Consider the following 16,926-nt stretch of genomic DNA (forward strand, 5'->3'; position numbering starts at 1 on the left):
TCGACGCACTACACATTGGGCGTCTCGTGCTGTCATCGTCTTTTCGACCAAAGGAGCTGGCCATGCTGCAGATGAGACCGCTTGACCCTTCCTTCCCTATCGAGCGTCAACTTTCCATCGACGCTGCCCCTGTCGTCCTGGTGAATGTCTTCATGCTGGAACCGGCCGACGAGCAGACGTTTCTAAAAGCCTGGCAGGACGACGCGGCATTCATGAAGCAACAGCCGGGCTTCATTTCGACGCAACTTCACCGCGCAGTCGGGGAGAGTCCCACCTATTTGAACTACGCCGTCTGGGAGTCGAATGCCCACTTTCGAGCGGCATTCGGTCATCCGGATTTCAGAGCGAGCCTCGCCGCTTACCCCTCGTCTGCGATGACTTCACCGCATCTCTTTCAGAAGGTCGCAGTGCCGGGCATCTGCGTCGGATAGGATCGATTGGTGGCCTTGGTGAATCTCGACGTGATCGAGATCCACACGGTCAGTGCGCGAATCGGGTTTTGCAGACTGATGCGTGCGTAAGCGGCCGTTGGCGAGCTCAATCAATCGGCCAGTTTCATCCATTGGGTCGCTATAGCTCTTCAACGCGACGTTAGCAGCGTCAGCACGGGCGGAAGGACTGTCAGTCGGCCATTGCTGACGTTTAGATGTAGGCTTGGGTATGTCGGTTCTACAACGCTCTCCGGCCGTTCCCACCAAATCGGCCGTGAGCGACGCGTTTCGCCACCGCCAATGCGTACTTGCGACCCTGAGTTGCCATTCAGGCTCACGCAACGAGGACGGCGGCTTCCGATGGTACAACCGACACTCGCAGACAGATTTAGTGCGGCCAAGTACGCGCCATCGCAGAGCGGCTGGTGGCGCGCTATCGTGAGCATGGACTGCCAGGCGTCGCGTCGGGCAAGCGGGGCCAACCGGGCAATCGCAAGCGCGACGATGCTTTGGCACAGCGCGCCGTGAGCATTATCCGAGAGCGCTACGCCGACTTCGGCCCGACTTTGGCGCGCGAGAAGCTTGACGAATGCCACGGCATCCGGCTTGCCAAGGAAACGGTGCGGGACATTCTGACTCGCCTCCCGGCCCACAAAGCAAGCGACATCGCAACATTGCTGCCTCATAACTGGCAGCCTCTCGCGCCTGTCGAGTAATCCATCGTTCGTCAAGACGGGTTCGCTGGCCGCTTACCGAAGCTACAAAGTCCAAAGCGACTTGCGAATCGGTGTCGTCGCTTGTGGCTACGCCGACGGCTATCCGCGGCATGCACCGACTGGCACACCTATCTCGGTGGAAGGACTTTTGACGCGCACGGTGCGCCGCGTCTCGATGGACATGCTCACCGTAGACCTGACGCCTTGTCCGCACGCGGGGGTTGGTTCCGACGTCGAACTCTGGGGTGAGAAGATAATGATTGATGACATTGCATCATCTTCCGGCACGATTGGATACGAGCTCATGTGCGGATTGGCGCTGCGCGCTCCGGTGACCGCAACGCCATAAGAAGGGATGGGCGCTCGTTCGAGAACACGGAATCCGAATGTAATTAACGCACCGTCGAGACGGTGCCAGGGCCGAGGAGCGTTCTTAGCAAGCGCCGGTGCAGTGCTCCCGGATCCGAGCGGGCGCACACGATCCCATTGTTGAAAACGCCACACGGTGTTGCTTTGAACCGGGCATATTCGATGAAGGCTCAAGAAACGGCGCCTGGCTTTGGTTATGACCGATGTACGAGTGACTGCTTCGAGTTAGCAATGCAGTTCGGCCTGTCGGCCTTGGGGACATCGGTCAGAAAACAGATAGCGGATAGCAGATGACGTTCCTCAGCGGCGACTCGGCCGTGCGGCACAGTCATTCGGCGTGATCCCGTTTACTCGTCTACTGCTCGATTCCCGCTGATTGAGTAGCATATGCGTGAATGGCATCGCCTCCCAAGTGAAACCTCAATAGATGGAAGTTCGTCGGATGACGGTGATGGTGTCACTCCGCAGGGACGAAACCGTCGTGTCCGACGCATCTTCTGCTCTGATGAAGTAGGGAGAGGCTAGCCTCGAGCGTCTCCCCTGCCCACCCGGCAACCCGTGCCCTAGTCAGAGAGTTACTCGAGACAAGGGGGATTTGTCGAAAACGCCACGGCAGTGCCAGGCGCTCCGATTTGTGACGCGCGGCTCAGAGGTCCCGGTCTTCAGTGCTCTGCCAGTGCGCCGTCTCGCGCTTGTCAGTGATGCGCACCTTCGCCAGCATCGGAACATAGCCGCGCAATTTGGCTTCTCTTATCGCCCGCGCTTCAGAGAGGAAAGTCTCATGCGAGACGCGGCTTCCATCATGAAATTCGAGCTTATAGCCATCGATAGGGCCATAACGTCCTTTCGGCACGGGCTCAACGTAGACGTCCTGCATGATTCCTCCGGGTTACAAGAAGATGAGAGAGACGGATCCGATCTCTTATTGAAGAGTATTCACTGTCACCAGCAGGTTCGCCATAGAAAGCCGCCGTATTCTCGGAGAAATATACGCCGTAAATTCAAGCGTCTAACGCGCGCGTTGCTCACTGCGAAATGGATGCGGCCGATGTGGAACGACGCTTTTTTGCGGCGCACCGGAAGTTCCGCTACGTGGCCCGGGATTTCATAAGCCGCGATATTGCGCGTCAAACGGGGGCCGCAATGAAGCACGGCATCGCTCTTTCACTAACGGTGCCTAGGAAACGACGCAAAGTGTATCGAGCTACTTGGCGTCCGCACGGCGGGCGGCGTGACTCTTGCCAACGTGTTTGTTCCTGATGGCATGCTTTGCACTTCGAGACCTACGTCGCGGAGTACTCGCCGACCGCAAGGGTGCATCTGGTCAATCGCTCGACCAGAAGCCGCTGCTGAATAACATCGCGTCTATCGGTCGAGCAGAGCTACGCACAATGTGGACCGACGACCCCGCACTCCTACCCGACGATCCTGACACAGCGTTCTGGTGTGTCAGGGCGTAGATCTTCCGGAATGCGCGCCTTTGCCGCGGTGAGTTCTTGCGGGATGAGACAAGTGGGTTCAGGCAATGTTCTACGCGACCCATCGCGTTCAATGAAAAACGCCAACCTGTAAAGGCTGGCGTTTCGCTTAGGGTACTGCTGGCTTTAGAACTGATTCATGGTGTTGTCTTTCCCCGCCGCTTTCAAAGCCGCTTCACCACTGAAATACTCCTTATGATCATCGCCGATGTCCGAGCCCGACATGTTCTGGTGCTTGACGCAGGCGATGCCCTGACGGATTTCCTTGCGCTGCACGCCAGCCACATAACCCAGCATGCCCTGATCGCCGAAGTATTCCTTGGCGAGATTGTCGGTCGACAATGCGGCGGTGTGATAGGTCGGCAGCGTAATCAGATGGTGGAAAATGCCCGCTTCGCGCGATGCATCCGCCTGGAAGGTGCGGATCTTTTCGTCGGCGAGCGCGGCCAGTTCGGTCTGGTCATATTCCACACTCATCAACTGTGCGCGGTCGTAGGCCGACACATCCTTGCCTGCGGCCTTCATCGTGTCATACGCCTGTTGGCGGAAATTCAGCGTCCAGTTGAACGACGGGCTGTTGTTGTACACCAGCTTGGCGTTCGGGATCACCTTGCGAATCTCGCTGACCATGCCGCCAATCTGCGCGATATGCGGCTTCTCGGTTTCGATCCACAGCAGGTCGGCGCCGTTTTGCAGCGCGGTCACGCAATCCAGCACGCAGCGCGCCTCGCCCGTACCGGCACGAAACTGGAACAGGTTGCTCGGCAGGCGCTTCGGACGCAGCAGCTTGCCGTCACGCTTGATGATGACGTCGCCGTTGCCCAGTTCATCCGCCGACAGTTCCTCGCAATCGAGGAAGGCGTTGTATTGGTCGCCCAGGTCGCCCGGCGTGCGGGTCACGGCGATCTGCTTGGTGAGGCCCGCGCCCAGCGAATCGGTACGCGCCACGATGATGCCGTCGTCCACGCCGAGTTCCAGGAACGCGTAGCGGATCGCGCGAATCTTCGCGAGGAAATCCTCGTGCGGCACAGTGACTTTGCCGTCCTGGTGGCCGCACTGCTTTTCGTCGGACACCTGGTTTTCGATCTGGATGCAGCACGCGCCTGCTTCGATGAACTGCTTGGCGAGCAGATAGGTGGCTTCCGCATTGCCGAAACCGGCATCGATGTCGGCGATGATCGGCACGACGTGCGTCACATGGTTATCGATTTTTTCCTGAATGGCCGACTTGGCTGCGCCTTGAGCAGCATCGAGCTGACGGAACAGGCCACCCAGCTCACGCGCGTCGGCTTGGCGCAGGAACGTATAAAGCTCGCGGATCAGCGCGCTGACCGAGGTCTTTTCGTGCATCGACTGGTCCGGCAACGGGCCGAATTCGGAGCGCAGCGCGGCGACCATCCAGCCGGACAGATAAAGGTAGCGGCGCTCGGTGCTGTTGAAGTGCTTCTTGATGGAGATCATCTTCTGTTGGCCGATAAATCCGTGCCAGCAGCCGAGGGATTGCGTGTACTTCGACGAGTCGGCGTCGTAGGCGGCCATGTCGGCGCGCATGATCTTCGCGGTGTACTTCGCGATGTCGAGCCCGGTCTTGAACTTGTTCTGCGCACGCATGCGGGCGGCATATTCGGGATTGATGGCACTCCACGCGCTGCCGTGATTCTCTTTCAAACCAGCAACTGCCTTGATGTCGTCCTGATACTGAGCCATGTGATTCTCCTGAAAGCCAATGCGGCAAATGAATGAAGTCGTTCAGCGTGTCGCTACGTATGTCGCAGCGGACTGCATGGCTAAATATTAGCGCCGTCTCGTGAGTTTTCGGCGACTCTTATATAAGACATAAGACATATTTTATTGTTATTTTTCAATGTGATAGAGAGCGTTTTCGCAATGCAAAACATAGTTTTAAAGTGTGGGAGAACGGCGCGGTGGCGTCGCAGAGCGTTTTCCGTAATGTGAAACGCGCTTTCGTTTTCAGACGCTGGTTTGTACGTCCATCGCAGTTGCTTGAGCGAGCGCGAACGCGCCCGTGCATACACCGACCAAGTCATCGGTGATTCCGCCGACCGACGAATGAATCGCAAAGCGGCATCACTCACCGTTGAGCCTGAATGCGACAGTCCAGGCGCATCGCACCCGCTTAGTAAAATCGCCGTCGTCGCGCGCGAGTCGCAGAAAAATCTATAGAACCGGAAACCGCATGAGAGTGAAGTCCGGCAACGAGACGACGCCGAACTTCACTTGCTTGCTTCTGCGTTGAAAAGCAGATAAGCGCAATGGCACACTACTTTTTCGCACTCGGAGATCATCAGATAGACCTGGCCCATCTTCCTATCCATCGACAACGTGATGACGCTCAGACTGACGTAGAACCTACCTCCGCCTGCACTCGATCGACAGACGGAGCGCCACGGAAAAGCGGATGCCGGCGCGCTAACAAGAAATACACGAGACCACCTACCAGAAGGGAGCATTCGAAGCTCATATCTCCCCATCGGAGCACATCACGCATGAGTGGACTAACGAATGTAGGCGAGTTGGAGAACGCAAGCGCCGCACCGATGCCGAGCAGCCATGCGATGATTCCCGGCCAGAACACTCCCGCCGTGTACCAGTACGCGCCGCTACCCCACTTCATCCAGTCCTCCGCACGATACCTCCCTCCGCGAAGGAAATAATCCACCACGACGATTGCGGCCCAAGGTGCCGTCCAAAACACCATGTAGTTTAGGAACACCTGATACATCCCGAAGAATTCGCCGTAAAACACAGTGACTATGCGGAATGCCAGCGTGAACAGGGCAATGACTGCGAGCGACGTCACTCGGTTGATTGGAATACGCAGCGCGAGCAGCCCAAGGCCGGCGGTATACCCGTTCGGTACGTTCGCAGCGATTCCACCGAGAATGATCGCGAACAAAAGCGGCACAATAAACCACGTCGGCAGGAAGCGCGATAGCTGACTGACGGGGTCTTCACCGAGCGTGCCACCGAGCGCCGTCGCGAACAGCACGCCAATGATCTCGCAAAACATCAGCGCGACAAACTGGCCGCCCCCTGCGGCAAGCACGATCTTCTTCCAATTGGTCTCTGCGGGGAAATAGCGGCTATAGTCGGATGCGAAGTTGGCCCAGCCGATGGGATACGAAAACACGATGCCCATTGCAATGAGCCATGTACTGAATGAGCCGCCGCCATGATTGATCTTCGACGCGATCTCAAAGCTCGTGTGCGGCAGCACGAACCACGCGAGGCCCGCAAACAGCACAGCGAGCACGAGCGCGATCCACTTCTCCGCCGCGATGATAGTCGCATGGCCGAATATGGCGAGGATGATCTCTGCGGCGAGAATGATGGCAAGCGCCACCCACACGACGACATGGCTGTGAAAGCCGCTCATCTTCAGAAGCGTTTCGAGTGCCTGAGTCGCGACGACAGAGTTAATGGAAAACCAACTGAGCGCCGATATCAGACTTACCACCTTGGGTAAGAGCGAGCCCACCTGTCCGAACGAGCTGCGCGACGTCATGATGCCCGACGTCCCGCTCTTCGGCCCCATGATCGTTGTCAGTCCGAGCACTAGACAGCCGAAGAAATTTCCCACGAGAATGGCCAATAGAGCTTGCCAGAGCGACAACCCTTGCGACAGCGCAAGTGCTCCCGTCACCACGACAACGTAATTAGTATTCGCTCCAATCCACATCTTGAAGAGCTCGCCCGGCGTGCCATGCCGGTCCTCGCGCGGAATCGGATCGATGGCGTGCTGCTCGATGCTCCACGCCTTATCGGCGCTGACTTCGTTTGCTTGCGTGCTCATAGTTGTCTCCCGTTCGATCGCGCGTCGTAGGCCACGCGCAACGCATTGGCGATTCCGTCGACACACACCTCGAATAGCAGCTTGCCTTTATCCGCTGTTGCATTCGCTGCGGACGAAAGGCATCCAGAGGCGGGTGTCCACTCTGGAACAGGCGGAAAGACGTCATAAGGTGGAAAAGTGGCGGCGTCGTGCGTGGGCACGCGCGACATGTCTACGAGGTGCGGATGAAGATGCAGCATCAGCGATGTCTCGAGTACGCCGCCGTGTTCCACGGCCCAGCCCGGGAAACCATCAGGATAGATGCGTGCGATGGTCGCCTCCGTGACGAAGTCCCAGTACGACAACATCACTACCTGGAAATCGTGCACGTTCTCCCAACGTAGCTCGCGCAAGGCGAGGTCAATGCCCTCGACCGCGAACATCGAATTCTCGAAGTGACCGTTGATAAGGCAGATCTTGCGGGCGCCGTGTCGCGCGAACTCCTTCAACACGTCTTTAACGGTCGACGACAAGGTATGTCCATCCAGACTTGTCGTTCCGCACAGGTGATTGCCGCCGCCGCTCTTTTGCTGCGACTTGTATCCGTACGAAATGGGTGGCGCAACGAGCGCACCGATCTTCTTCGCGACCGCGGCGCCGATCGCACTTGGCAGCAGCACGTCGGGGTTCATCGACATGTGCGGACCATGTTGCTCTAATGCGCCTATTGGAATCAACACCGCCTGCCCTTCGCCAATGCGGCGAGCGTACTCGGGCCAGGCAAGTTCGCCTATCATCGGGCTGTCATTCATCGCTCATCTCCCCTCCGGGTTGTATTGCTACAGGCCCTTGTAGACGGGCAAGCGTTTGCAAAGCTGCGCAACCTGGTCGCGTACATGCTGCTCGACCCGCGCATCGCCCAGGTTATCGAGCACGTCGCATACGAGTGACGCCGTGAGTTTCGCCTCGTCCTTATCGAACCCGCGCGTCGTGATTGCCGGCGTCCCGATGCGAATCCCGCTCGTCACGAACGGCGACTGCGGATCGTTCGGGACCGTATTCTTGTTGACCGTGATGTGAGCACGCCCGAGCGCCGCATCCGCGTCTTTGCCCGTGATGCCCTTATTCACGAGGTCGACGAGAAAAAGATGATTGTCCGTTCCCCCCGCCACCACCGCAAAGCCGCGCTCGATGAATACGCTGACCATTGCGCGCGCGTTGTCGATCACGCGCTTTTGATAAGCGACGAATTCATCGCCGAGCGCCTCGCGTAGCGCGACCGCTTTTGCCGCGATCGCATGCATGAGCGGACCGCCTTGCGTGCCTGGAAAGACCATCGCGCTCAATTTCTTCTCGATGGCTTCGTCGGCTCGTGCGAGAATCAAGCCGCCACGCGGACCGCGTAGCGTCTTGTGAGTCGTGGTCGTCACGACATCGGCGAAAGGCACGGGATTCGGGTAGAGCCGCGCCGCGACGAGACCCGCGACATGCGCCATATCGACGAAAAGATATGCGCCCACGCGATCCGCGATGGCGCGAAAGCGCGCGAAGTCGAGCACGCGCGAATAGGCTGAAAAGCCTGCGATAATCATCTTCGGTCGATGTTCCAGCGCCAGTTGCTCAACGACGTCGTAATCGATAAGACCGGTCTTCTCGTTCACGCCGTATTGCACCGCGTTGAACACTTTCCCCGAGAATGACACCTTAGCCCCGTGAGTCAGATGCCCGCCGTGCGCGAGACTCATACCGAGGATCGTGTCACCGGGCGTAAGCAGCGCGAGATAGACGGCGGCATTGGCCTGCGATCCGCTGTGGGGTTGCACGTTCGCATAAGCGGCTCCAAACAGCTTCTTTGCGCGTTCGATGGCCAGTGCTTCCACGACATCGACATGTTCACATCCGCCGTAGTAACGCTTGCCGGGGTAGCCCTCTGCATACTTGTTCGTCAGTACCGAACCCTGTGCTTCCAATACACGAGGGCTCGCATAGTTCTCCGATGCGATAAGCTCGATGTGATCTTCCTGGCGCTGTCGCTCTGCTTGCATGGCCGCATAGAGTTCAGGATCGAAGCCAGCAATCGTTTGTTCCTTTGAATACATGAATTCCTCGATGTCGTCGTGCATCGCGAGGTCCGCGACGTCCGCCGCGGACTGCGCTCAATCGATGAGTTATCCCGCGATGATGTTTCGCTCCGGACCGTAGGGGAAGCCCGTGATGTCCGTCGCGTCCCTTTCACCGACGACCAGAATGTCGTGTTCACGGTAGCCGCCCGCACCCGGCAAACCCTGCGGCAGCATGATCATCGGCTCCATCGAGACAACCATGTTCGGTTCCAGCACCGTGTCGATGTCCTCGCGCAGTTCGAGTCCAGCTTCGCGTCCGTAGTAATGCGAAAGGACACCGAACGAATGGCCGTAGCCGAAGGTGCGGTATTGCAGCACGCCATACTCCGCATAGATCTTGTTAAGCTCATTGGCGATGTCGCAGCAGCGCGCGCCGGGTTTAATGAGCTTCAGTCCCGCTTCATGGACTTCGACATTGATTTTCCACAGACGCAATTGCTCATCGGGGCAGTGATCGAAAAACATCGTGCGCTCGAGCGCCGTATAGTAGCCCGCAATCATCGAGAAGCAATTGAGGCTCAGGATGTCGCCCTTCTGGACTTTGCGCGTCGTGACCGGGTTGTGCGCGCCGTCCGTGTTGATACCCGACTGAGACCACGTCCAGGTGTCCATCAACTCGGAATCGGGAAAGCGATGCGCGATTTCGCGCACCATTGCCTGCGTCGATGCGAGCGCCACCTCGTGTTCGGGCACGCCTTCGCGCACCGCCGCCGCGAGCGCGGCGCCGCCGACGTCGCACACGTTCGCGCCGTGTTTAATGACCTCGATTTCCTCGGCTGATTTGATCATCCGCATGCGCATCGTCGGCGCGCCGACATCGACGAATTCGACGTCCGGCAGGGCCGCCTTGAGCTTCGACAGCATCTCGACCGGCAGTTGATCGAACTCAACGCCTACCCGGCCCCTGTTCTCGATCTCGCCCTGCACAGCACGGAAGAAATTGTCCCGTTGCCAGTCCGTATAGACGACGTTGTAGTCACCGACGGTCCGTCGCCACGGCTGACCGCCGTCGATGTTCGCGGAGATCGACACCACCTTCCTCTGCGTCACGACGAGCCCGTACTTGCGGCCGAACGAGCAATACAGGAAGTCCGCGTAGTAGTTAATGTTGTGATACGACGTGAACAGCACGGCATCGATGTTCTCACGCGCCATCAGGTCGCGCAGTTTGCCTTGGCGGTTTGCGTATTCGGCATCGGAGAACGTGTGCTTGACCTTGTCGCCATTCTCGATCCGGATGAGGTTCTCCATCTTCATTCGCTTTGCTCCTTGGAAAAAACGCCGTTGGTGTGAGCAAATCTTATGAGCCTCAGCGTTCCGAATATTTTCATATCCGACTCAAGGCTTCCTGATTTCGACATCGAGGGTTTACGATCATCAAGCTCGTGAATGCGCGTTCAGTCGCTTGCTACGGGGGGCAGCTACGATCAGAGGACCTTCTGATAGCGGCGTCTGTCAGCGATGGGCGGAAGTCTGAACTTCGCCTTATAGCGGGTCGAGAAGTGAGTAAGCGATGTAAAACCAGTACGTGCGCACACTTCCTCCAGTGGAAGCGCCGTCCGATACAACAGTTGTCGGGCGCGCAGAAGTCGGATCTCCAGATACGCCTGCGCTGGCGTTTTATTCAACCGCTCTCGAAACCATCGCTCGACCTGGCGCTGCGACACACCGACGAACTCAGCGATCTCCTCGATGCTGAGCGGTTCTTCCACGTTGCTCTCCATGACCTGAAGAACCTCATTCAGCTTCTCATGTTCATTGCCGAAGTATTGGCGCAGAGAGGTGACCTGTCGTTCTTCCCCGCGCCTGCGCTCCGCGACGAGCAATTCCAGCACGCGTGCGGCAAGCGATGGCGTACCCGGCGGCAAACCAAGCAAATGCACCATGAGATCAAGAGGTGCGACGCCGCCGCTGCATGTGTAACGGTCGCGATCTACTTCGTAGAGACGATTGGATACCGTGAGGTTGGGAAACTGCCCGAGCAACACATCCTGGTCTTCCCAGTGAATCGTGCAGCGATAACCGTTCAGCAGCCCTGCACGCGCTAGAAATTAGCTCCCGGTGTCCAAACCTCCCAAAGCGATGCCCTGACGCGCCTGCAAGCGCAGCCAATCCATGATGCCGCCGATACCTTTGCGCGGGATGGGATTGGGGCCCACGACAAACACCGCATCGAACTTACTCGCTTCAGCCATCGATTTGTCAGGGACGACGCGGATGCCGTCACTAGAGCGCACGATGTCGCCGCTCGTGCCGATCAACTCGTACTCGTACACGGTGCGCTCGACGAGCATGTTCGCGATTCGCAGCGGATCGACAGCGGTTCCCAATGCGATGAGAGAGAAGTTCTCAAGGAGGAGGAACCCGATACGAAGCACGCGCAGATCATGCAGACTCTCTGTGGCGTGTTCTTCCGCCTCACTCTTTAATTTGGATGACATCATTCCGTTATTCTGATGCGCTCTCCCGGCGGCGAGCCAAACGAAGAGGCGGTGCATTGCAGTTGGCTCTCGACCTCAGCCACGGCGAGAATTGGCGACCTTGAGCTAGTCATCGGCGTAGGCAGAATTCGCAAGCGGCAGCGCCTTCCTGATGCTGACCGCTTTCCTCTAACTAAAAGATTACGCAAAGTACTAGATCATATTTCAATCGTTGCATATTTCAACTACTGACATTCCCTGACATGGACGAATGGCCGCAGAGCTGCGCTATCATCGCGGGAAACGTTACGGCTGCCGGCATGTCTGTGTGTCGGCGAGACGCTTTATCGGACGAAGTCTCCAGACAGGACGGCAGCAGATGCGAGCAGGAAGGCCACCGGCGGTAAAGAAAGCGAGACCAAAACACGACGGCAAGGACGGAGATAAGGCAGAAGACAACATCGTCGGCACCGGCGGGGCGACTCTTTACTTGACTTTCAAGTTGGATCTCATCAAGAGCGAAATGATTAGCCGTGCGAATGCGGGGTATCGGCCGACGTTCGGCCTGGATGTGCGTTCGCTACGTGTGCTGCGGGCGATTTGTGACAGGCCCGGCATCACCGCGAGCGCGCTCAAAGAGCAGACGCTGATCGAGAAGACGCTACTGTCCAAGCTGCTTGCAGACCTTATCGACCGTAAGCTGGTGCGACGCTCGATCCATCCCGACGACGCGCGCCACTTCCAGTTGTGGCCGACTGCGGCTGGCAAGCGAATGCGCGAGTCCAGCGACGAGCTCGGGCAGTCGATGGAGGCGGAGATGCTGTCGATCCTGACCGCCGACGAGCGTCGGCAGTTGAACAGCATCGTTGACAAGCTGGTCGACGGATTTCGCAGAGCAGCCAAGGGGCCGCCAGCCGCCCGCTTTGCGCGTCACCGGCCATCGTAGCCGGTTGGCCTCCTCGCAGGTTAGTTTCCCTACGACGACCTCATGTGTTACCGCGATCGCCGTAACGACGAAGACGATTGCGCAACGCGCCGATCTGATCGAGTAGCTCAAGCGCGAGCGCCACACCGGGCGCGTTGATCTCCAGATCGTTCGTCAGTCTCTGCGCGGTAACGGCGCGGCGCAGGCATGTACCGCTGAATCGCCATCCTTCGATTCGTGCGCCTTTCGGTTCGAAGGCGCCTTCTTCCACCCATCGGACCAGATCGTCCCTCGACGCCCCTGTGATACGGCACAGCTCGACCAGCGTGAACTCAACCTTTTCCTCAACAATTTCGCCTTGTAGACAAGCAGGATCATTCGGACTCATGATGGATCACCCGTAATAATGCGCGCGTGCATCGAAGTGGGACGCCTCGCGCAGCGCAACGTAGGCGGCCTTATTGGCGTCGGTATCCGCTGGCGGCAGCACGATCTCCAGCGTCACGTAAAAGTCGCCGGGTGGATTGCCAGGTATCCCGCGACCCTTGAGCCTCAGGCGTCGGCCGGCTGACGACTGAGCCGGAACGGTCACGGTGACGTCTCCCGATGGCGTCGGCACGAGGACATCAGCGCCGAGCGCCGCTTCCCACGGCGCAAGCGGAAGGTCCGTCGTCACGTCGCGGCCCTCGACCCGGTAACGCCCGTGCTCCTCAAGCTCGATCTCCAGATAGAGATCGCCACGCGGAGCGTTGCCGATGCCCGTTCCGCCCTGCCCCGCGAGCCGCAGCCCCTGGCCATCGAGGATGCCTTTCGGTATTGCAACGTCGAGCGTGCGCGTTTGATATGTCATGCGGCCCTGATCGTCGATCACGGGCATCTGCAGCGAAACAGTACGCTGCGCGCCGTTGTACAGGTCTTCGAGGCTGACGGAAACCCTCGCGTGGAGGTCCTCGCCCGGCCAGTCGGTCGAATATGAACGCGATGCATGTCTTGCGCGTCTGCCGAACAGGTCGCTGAAGAAGTCGTCGTTCACATCGTGCGACTCGTTCCCACCGCCATAGGCGAACTCTTCGCTCATGTCTGGACGCGGGCGTATCTCGTCTCCGTTCTTGTAACCTGTGCCGAGCGCATCGAACGCCGCTCGCTTCTCCGGATCCTTGAGCACGTCCCAGGCTTCGCCGACCTCCTTGAATCTCTCTTCGGCGTTCGGGTCTTTGTTAAGGTCCGGATGAAACTTGCGCGCGAGCTTACGATGAGCAGTCTTGATCTCCGCTTCAGTCGCCGTTCGCGGTACGCCCATGACAGCGTAATAGTCCTTGTATCTCATCGTTTCGCGTATCGTCCAAACAATCGACTCCTGGCGGAGGCGGGCAGTGGCCGGTGCACCAATATCAGTGACTACTATACAAGCTTGTGGCGCAAGCCGTGCGAGGCACAACAAGCTTCGCTTGGCGCGTATGTGTTTCGAATGGCGCTGAGTTTCCTCTTAACGACCGACTCCATTCTCAGACTTCGTATCTTGCGAACGATGTCGAAAGCCTCGTCGTAGCCAGCCCTTCTCATGCACTGCTTCAAAGCAATCGGCAACCGACGGCGATGGGGCGCGATTGCATCGCGCGGATATGTCATTCGCTCGGAATGACATCGTCCTTGCCCTCTTTCGTCCTTTGGCGTTTCGATGCGCCTAACCCACCTCGTTCCCAGTCAACGCGCCGGCTCGATCACGATCTACTATCAGGCGACGTTGTGCTAGCGTCCGCATCGCCCTTCGCGCCTCCGTAGCTGACAACGACGGTGTTGGCGATGCGGTCGTGCAGCGTTTGGTTCCGAGACGTGAAAAGCACCCATAGAAATCCCGCTCCACATGTCGCGAACGTCAGGAAGTAGCCGAACGTCCGCAACGCTGCTTGCCGCGCAGTCATCGGCTGTGCCGTGTCTGCGTCGACTATGCGTAATTTCAGCGCCCGTTTGCCCGGAGATGTTCCCCAAACCGCCCACAACACACCCGTCATGGCTATGGGAGCGCATTGAGCCAATAGCAGCCACATCGCGGTGAACGCCGCCAAGCCCTCGGGCGAAAGAGGCATGTTCTCGGGCGATGGTCCCAACGGAACGAAAAGGACAATAGCAGTCCACCATAGCGAATCCAGGAACAAGGCGCGGGCGCGCTGCGTATAAGTAGCGTAGTGCAATGTGAGCGTCCATCTCGAAGCGTTGGGCTCGCTACGGCGCCGGCGAACATCTGCAATCACTCACAACGGCCTGCGCAGGAAGTTCGTCGACGCCCGTCATTCCATCTTGCAAAGCGTCATCTACATGGACAGACTTCGCTGCTTTAAGCCGAGTAGCTTATCGAACGAGTCGCGAGCGTGTTCAAGCTCAGACGGGCCAGCAGCAGCGCGAACGGAGCGCCTTCTTTCACTTCGTGAAAGTACCCTTTAACAGCGACGAACGCGGCGAGCCGCTTCGGCTACCCGTGCAACGTCGCATCCTCGCCGCCGGTGACGGGCCAACGGGGAATAAGCGGTGACGTTCACGACACATCATCTACTATGCTACAAGATACGGAAAAGGCCGTCTTCGTGGTCGGAAACCGTAGCTCAAGTCCGGCGAATATTAACGGTTGAGCGGTCGATCATCGCAGTTGGGAATGCAGCCGGCCCTTCGAAACTAACACGCCCTGAGGTCAACGTGAGACAAGACAACGAAGCATCGAAACTCGACCGGGGGCAAAGCCCGAAAGAATCGCTGCAAACGCTCGCCAGTTACCTCGAGCGCGCACTCGACAAGGCGACCAGCGTAGTGATGATGCGCCACACTCCCGCTGTCTGCACCGTGTATCTCGGTGATCCATCGGGGCCGCGAGAGGAGTTGCGCCGGGTCGGAACGATTGAGTCTTCGCTAGCCGATGAGATGCTGGAACTGACATCGTCCGGAATGAACCACCTGGCAATCGATGGTCAACCCTATCGGTTCATTCGCAGCTTCACGCAGATTGAGGACACGGCCGCCGTCGTTTTCTCGACGTAGCTATCGATACAGCAGCTCGGGGTGCTTCATTCGGCATTCACCGTTTGACTGCTCGGCTTAACCGTTTCCTGTCAGTCACCTGCGCTGTCTGCCACGTCGGAGCGGGCGTCGAAGGGCGCTCCGTGGCAAGGTCAGAACGCTGCATCGTCCGCGTCGCTCAATAAGAGCGATGAACATCTCAATGAAAAAAGGCCCGCGCGGGGGGCCGGGCGGGCCGAGGTCCACGTCCGAGAGAGAGGGGAAGGACGCGGCGGAGACGACTCCCAATTGCAATCGTCATACCTGAGGCATCGACTGCGTGCTGCGACGCAACGGCGCCTGCTGTCGGCATCGAAAATTGTGTCGGCAGGAGCTCCCTGGATTCAGTGCCGCGCTAATTGAAAAGATTACATCGACGACTGCGGGCCAAAAACGCGTGCGCAAGATCATGTGCAGGCAAGCGACGACTGTTAGAAGCGGCGCTTGACGGGTCGGCGCACACAAAGCAATCCGCTAATAGCGCGCCTAATACTCGCCTACCGCGATGCATTGCTCGAAAGGTATTTGAACACCGCAATGAAACACCGTTGCGCGCAGATCGCGATGGACGGAAGATGCCGCCCCGCATCGTCCCACCCATCAAGCCGCGGCTCGCTGCCGAACGGTTCAAAGCACCTCGCAAGCCGCCGCATGCAGCCCCGCGCAACAAGATCGTCCTATCACTCTCCCGCGTGCGATGCCAAAGTCACGAACAACATCAACGCCGAAGGAGTCCCCGTGTCCTCCGCCCAGCTCGCCTCAACGCTCACCTATCGACCGTTCTCCGCCGGCGACATCCCCGCCGCGCACGGCTTGTCGCTCGAAGTCAAATGGCCGCATCGCGCGGAGGACTGGCGCTTCGGCCTCGACACGGGCGCAGGCTTCGCTGCCGAAGAAAACGGGCGCCTCGTCGGCACGGCGTTGTACTGGGAGTACGGCGAGAACGGCGGTTCGCTCGGCCTCGTGATCGTCGCGCCCGACTGGCAGGGGCGCGGGATCGGCCGCAAGCTCATGGAGCTGCTGCTCGACGCCCTCGGCGAACGCGTGACGGTGCTGCACGCGACGCCCGCCGGCGAGCCGCTCTACGCGAAGCTCGGCTTTGAGCGCATCGGTGAGCTTCTACAGCATCAGTCGGCGGATTTCGTCGTACCCGGCGTGACGTTGCCGCCCGGCGAACGCATTCGCGCGATGCAGGCTGCCGATGCCGTGACCATCGCAGACCTCGCGTCGCGTGCAAGCGGGCTGGACCGGGCGGCGTTGATGTCTTCGCTATCCAGGCTCGCGCGGGGCGTCGTGATCGAACGTGGCGGCGACGTGCTTGGTTTTTCGTTGATGCGCCCGTTCGGGCGCGGGCATGCCATTGGTCCGGTCGTATCGCTAACCGCGGATGGAGCACATATCCAGCGCGCGCAGGCGCTCATCGCGCATTGGCTGGCTGTCAACGATGGCAAGTTCACGCGCATCGACGTACCCGGCGAATGCGGCCTCTCCGCATGGCTCGACGGACTCGGGCTCAAACGCGTCGATACGGTGGTGAGGATGTCGCGCAACGGCACCCCAAAGAGCGATGAGTCCGTCATGCAGTTCGCGATCATCAATCAGGCGCAGGGCTGAGGGCCGCAT

The 16,926-nt window shown here is 58.9% G+C and carries 14 protein-coding genes and 2 pseudogenes; 6 read left to right on the plus strand and 10 right to left on the minus strand.

Features of this window, described 5'->3' with window-relative positions; translation table 11 throughout:
• Positions 1–62: 62 nt before the first annotated feature.
• From GV035_RS06320 to GV035_RS06330, 3 genes and pseudogenes are all read left to right on the plus strand, one after another.
• Positions 63–431: an antibiotic biosynthesis monooxygenase family protein gene (locus GV035_RS06320; RefSeq protein ID WP_201303918.1), complete on the plus strand. Its 369-nt coding sequence runs from the start codon at positions 63–65 to the stop codon at positions 429–431.
• A 419-nt stretch (positions 432–850) separates the two neighbouring features.
• A pseudogene (locus tag GV035_RS06325) lies at positions 851–1,069 on the plus strand (helix-turn-helix domain-containing protein); the annotation flags it as partial.
• Positions 1,070–1,115: 46 nt separating this feature from the next.
• On the plus strand, positions 1,116–1,496 hold the full coding sequence (locus GV035_RS06330) for an alanine racemase C-terminal domain-containing protein (protein WP_159834993.1): 381 nt from the start codon (positions 1,116–1,118) through the stop codon (positions 1,494–1,496).
• A gap of 666 nt (positions 1,497–2,162) precedes the next feature.
• On the opposite strand, the gene GV035_RS06335 is transcribed toward GV035_RS06330, so the two are convergent.
• From GV035_RS06335 to GV035_RS06365, 7 genes and pseudogenes are all read right to left on the minus strand, one after another.
• A complete protein-coding gene (locus GV035_RS06335) occupies positions 2,163–2,393 on the minus strand; it encodes a hypothetical protein (RefSeq protein ID WP_159834128.1) in 231 nt (76 codons plus the stop codon).
• Between the two features lie 727 nt (positions 2,394–3,120).
• Positions 3,121–4,701: an isocitrate lyase gene (locus GV035_RS06340; RefSeq protein ID WP_159834129.1), complete on the minus strand. Its 1,581-nt coding sequence runs from the start codon at positions 4,699–4,701 to the stop codon at positions 3,121–3,123.
• A gap of 646 nt (positions 4,702–5,347) precedes the next feature.
• Positions 5,348–6,808 carry a purine-cytosine permease family protein gene (locus tag GV035_RS06345; RefSeq protein ID WP_159834130.1) on the minus strand — a complete coding sequence of 487 codons (1,461 nt, stop codon included), beginning with the start codon at positions 6,806–6,808 and terminating at the stop codon, positions 5,348–5,350.
• Positions 6,805–7,599 carry a creatininase gene (locus GV035_RS06350; protein ID WP_159834131.1) on the minus strand — a complete coding sequence of 265 codons (795 nt, stop codon included), beginning with the start codon at positions 7,597–7,599 and terminating at the stop codon, positions 6,805–6,807. Before GV035_RS06350 ends, GV035_RS06345 begins: the two co-directional genes overlap by 4 nt.
• A gap of 27 nt (positions 7,600–7,626) precedes the next feature.
• Entirely contained in the window at positions 7,627–8,886 is a 1,260-nt protein-coding gene (gene glyA, locus GV035_RS06355; protein WP_159834994.1) for a serine hydroxymethyltransferase, read from the minus strand.
• A 69-nt stretch (positions 8,887–8,955) separates the two neighbouring features.
• Entirely contained in the window at positions 8,956–10,167 is a 1,212-nt protein-coding gene (locus GV035_RS06360; protein WP_159834132.1) for an aminopeptidase P family protein, read from the minus strand.
• 170 nt (positions 10,168–10,337) lie between these two features.
• Positions 10,338–11,351 (minus strand): annotated as a pseudogene (locus tag GV035_RS06365) (GlxA family transcriptional regulator).
• A gap of 250 nt (positions 11,352–11,601) precedes the next feature.
• Between GV035_RS06365 and GV035_RS06370 the strand changes: the two are divergent.
• Positions 11,602–12,276, plus strand: a complete 675-nt coding sequence (locus GV035_RS06370) for a MarR family winged helix-turn-helix transcriptional regulator (protein WP_236572459.1) — start codon at positions 11,602–11,604, stop codon at positions 12,274–12,276.
• Between the two features lie 40 nt (positions 12,277–12,316).
• Here the strand turns inward: GV035_RS06370 and GV035_RS06375 are convergent, their stop codons facing one another.
• The 3 genes from GV035_RS06375 to GV035_RS06385 all read right to left on the minus strand — a co-directional run bounded on the left by GV035_RS06375 (position 12,317) and on the right by GV035_RS06385 (position 14,507).
• The gene (locus GV035_RS06375) at positions 12,317–12,643 is read right to left on the minus strand and encodes a chaperone modulator CbpM (protein WP_159834133.1); all 327 of its coding nucleotides are present in this window, start codon (positions 12,641–12,643) and stop codon (positions 12,317–12,319) included.
• Positions 12,644–12,649: 6 nt separating this feature from the next.
• The gene (locus tag GV035_RS06380) at positions 12,650–13,582 is read right to left on the minus strand and encodes a DnaJ C-terminal domain-containing protein (protein ID WP_159834996.1); all 933 of its coding nucleotides are present in this window, start codon (positions 13,580–13,582) and stop codon (positions 12,650–12,652) included.
• A 394-nt stretch (positions 13,583–13,976) separates the two neighbouring features.
• Positions 13,977–14,507: an RDD family protein gene (locus tag GV035_RS06385; protein ID WP_236572460.1), complete on the minus strand. Its 531-nt coding sequence runs from the start codon at positions 14,505–14,507 to the stop codon at positions 13,977–13,979.
• A gap of 439 nt (positions 14,508–14,946) precedes the next feature.
• Between GV035_RS06385 and GV035_RS06390 the strand changes: the two genes are divergently transcribed.
• Together GV035_RS06390 and GV035_RS06395 are read left to right on the plus strand one after the other, a co-directional pair.
• Positions 14,947–15,285, plus strand: a complete 339-nt coding sequence (locus GV035_RS06390; protein ID WP_159834135.1) for a hypothetical protein — start codon at positions 14,947–14,949, stop codon at positions 15,283–15,285.
• A 756-nt stretch (positions 15,286–16,041) separates the two neighbouring features.
• The gene (locus tag GV035_RS06395) at positions 16,042–16,917 is read left to right on the plus strand and encodes a GNAT family N-acetyltransferase (protein ID WP_236572461.1); all 876 of its coding nucleotides are present in this window, start codon (positions 16,042–16,044) and stop codon (positions 16,915–16,917) included.
• The last annotated feature ends 9 nt before the right edge of the window (positions 16,918–16,926 follow it).

The sequence above is a fragment of the Burkholderia sp. 8Y genome, assembly GCF_902506145.1.
Taxonomy (GTDB): Bacteria; Pseudomonadota; Gammaproteobacteria; order Burkholderiales; family Burkholderiaceae; genus Caballeronia.

Excerpts from the sequence above, each read along its gene's own strand:
- GV035_RS06320 (WP_201303918.1), top strand. The coding sequence starts at position 63 with ATGCTGCAGATGAGACCGCTTGACCCTTCCTTCCCTATCGAGCGTCAA.
- GV035_RS06335 (WP_159834128.1), bottom strand. The coding sequence starts at position 2,393 with ATGCAGGACGTCTACGTTGAGCCCGTGCCGAAAGGACGTTATGGCCCT.
- GV035_RS06340 (WP_159834129.1), bottom strand. The coding sequence starts at position 4,701 with ATGGCTCAGTATCAGGACGACATCAAGGCAGTTGCTGGTTTGAAAGAG.
- GV035_RS06345 (WP_159834130.1), bottom strand. The coding sequence starts at position 6,808 with ATGAGCACGCAAGCAAACGAAGTCAGCGCCGATAAGGCGTGGAGCATC.
- GV035_RS06350 (WP_159834131.1), bottom strand. The coding sequence starts at position 7,599 with ATGAATGACAGCCCGATGATAGGCGAACTTGCCTGGCCCGAGTACGCT.
- glyA (WP_159834994.1), bottom strand. The coding sequence starts at position 8,886 with ATGTATTCAAAGGAACAAACGATTGCTGGCTTCGATCCTGAACTCTAT.
- GV035_RS06360 (WP_159834132.1), bottom strand. The coding sequence starts at position 10,167 with ATGAAGATGGAGAACCTCATCCGGATCGAGAATGGCGACAAGGTCAAG.
- GV035_RS06370 (WP_236572459.1), top strand. The coding sequence starts at position 11,602 with ATGGCCGCAGAGCTGCGCTATCATCGCGGGAAACGTTACGGCTGCCGG.
- GV035_RS06375 (WP_159834133.1), bottom strand. The coding sequence starts at position 12,643 with ATGAGTCCGAATGATCCTGCTTGTCTACAAGGCGAAATTGTTGAGGAA.
- GV035_RS06380 (WP_159834996.1), bottom strand. The coding sequence starts at position 13,582 with ATGAGATACAAGGACTATTACGCTGTCATGGGCGTACCGCGAACGGCG.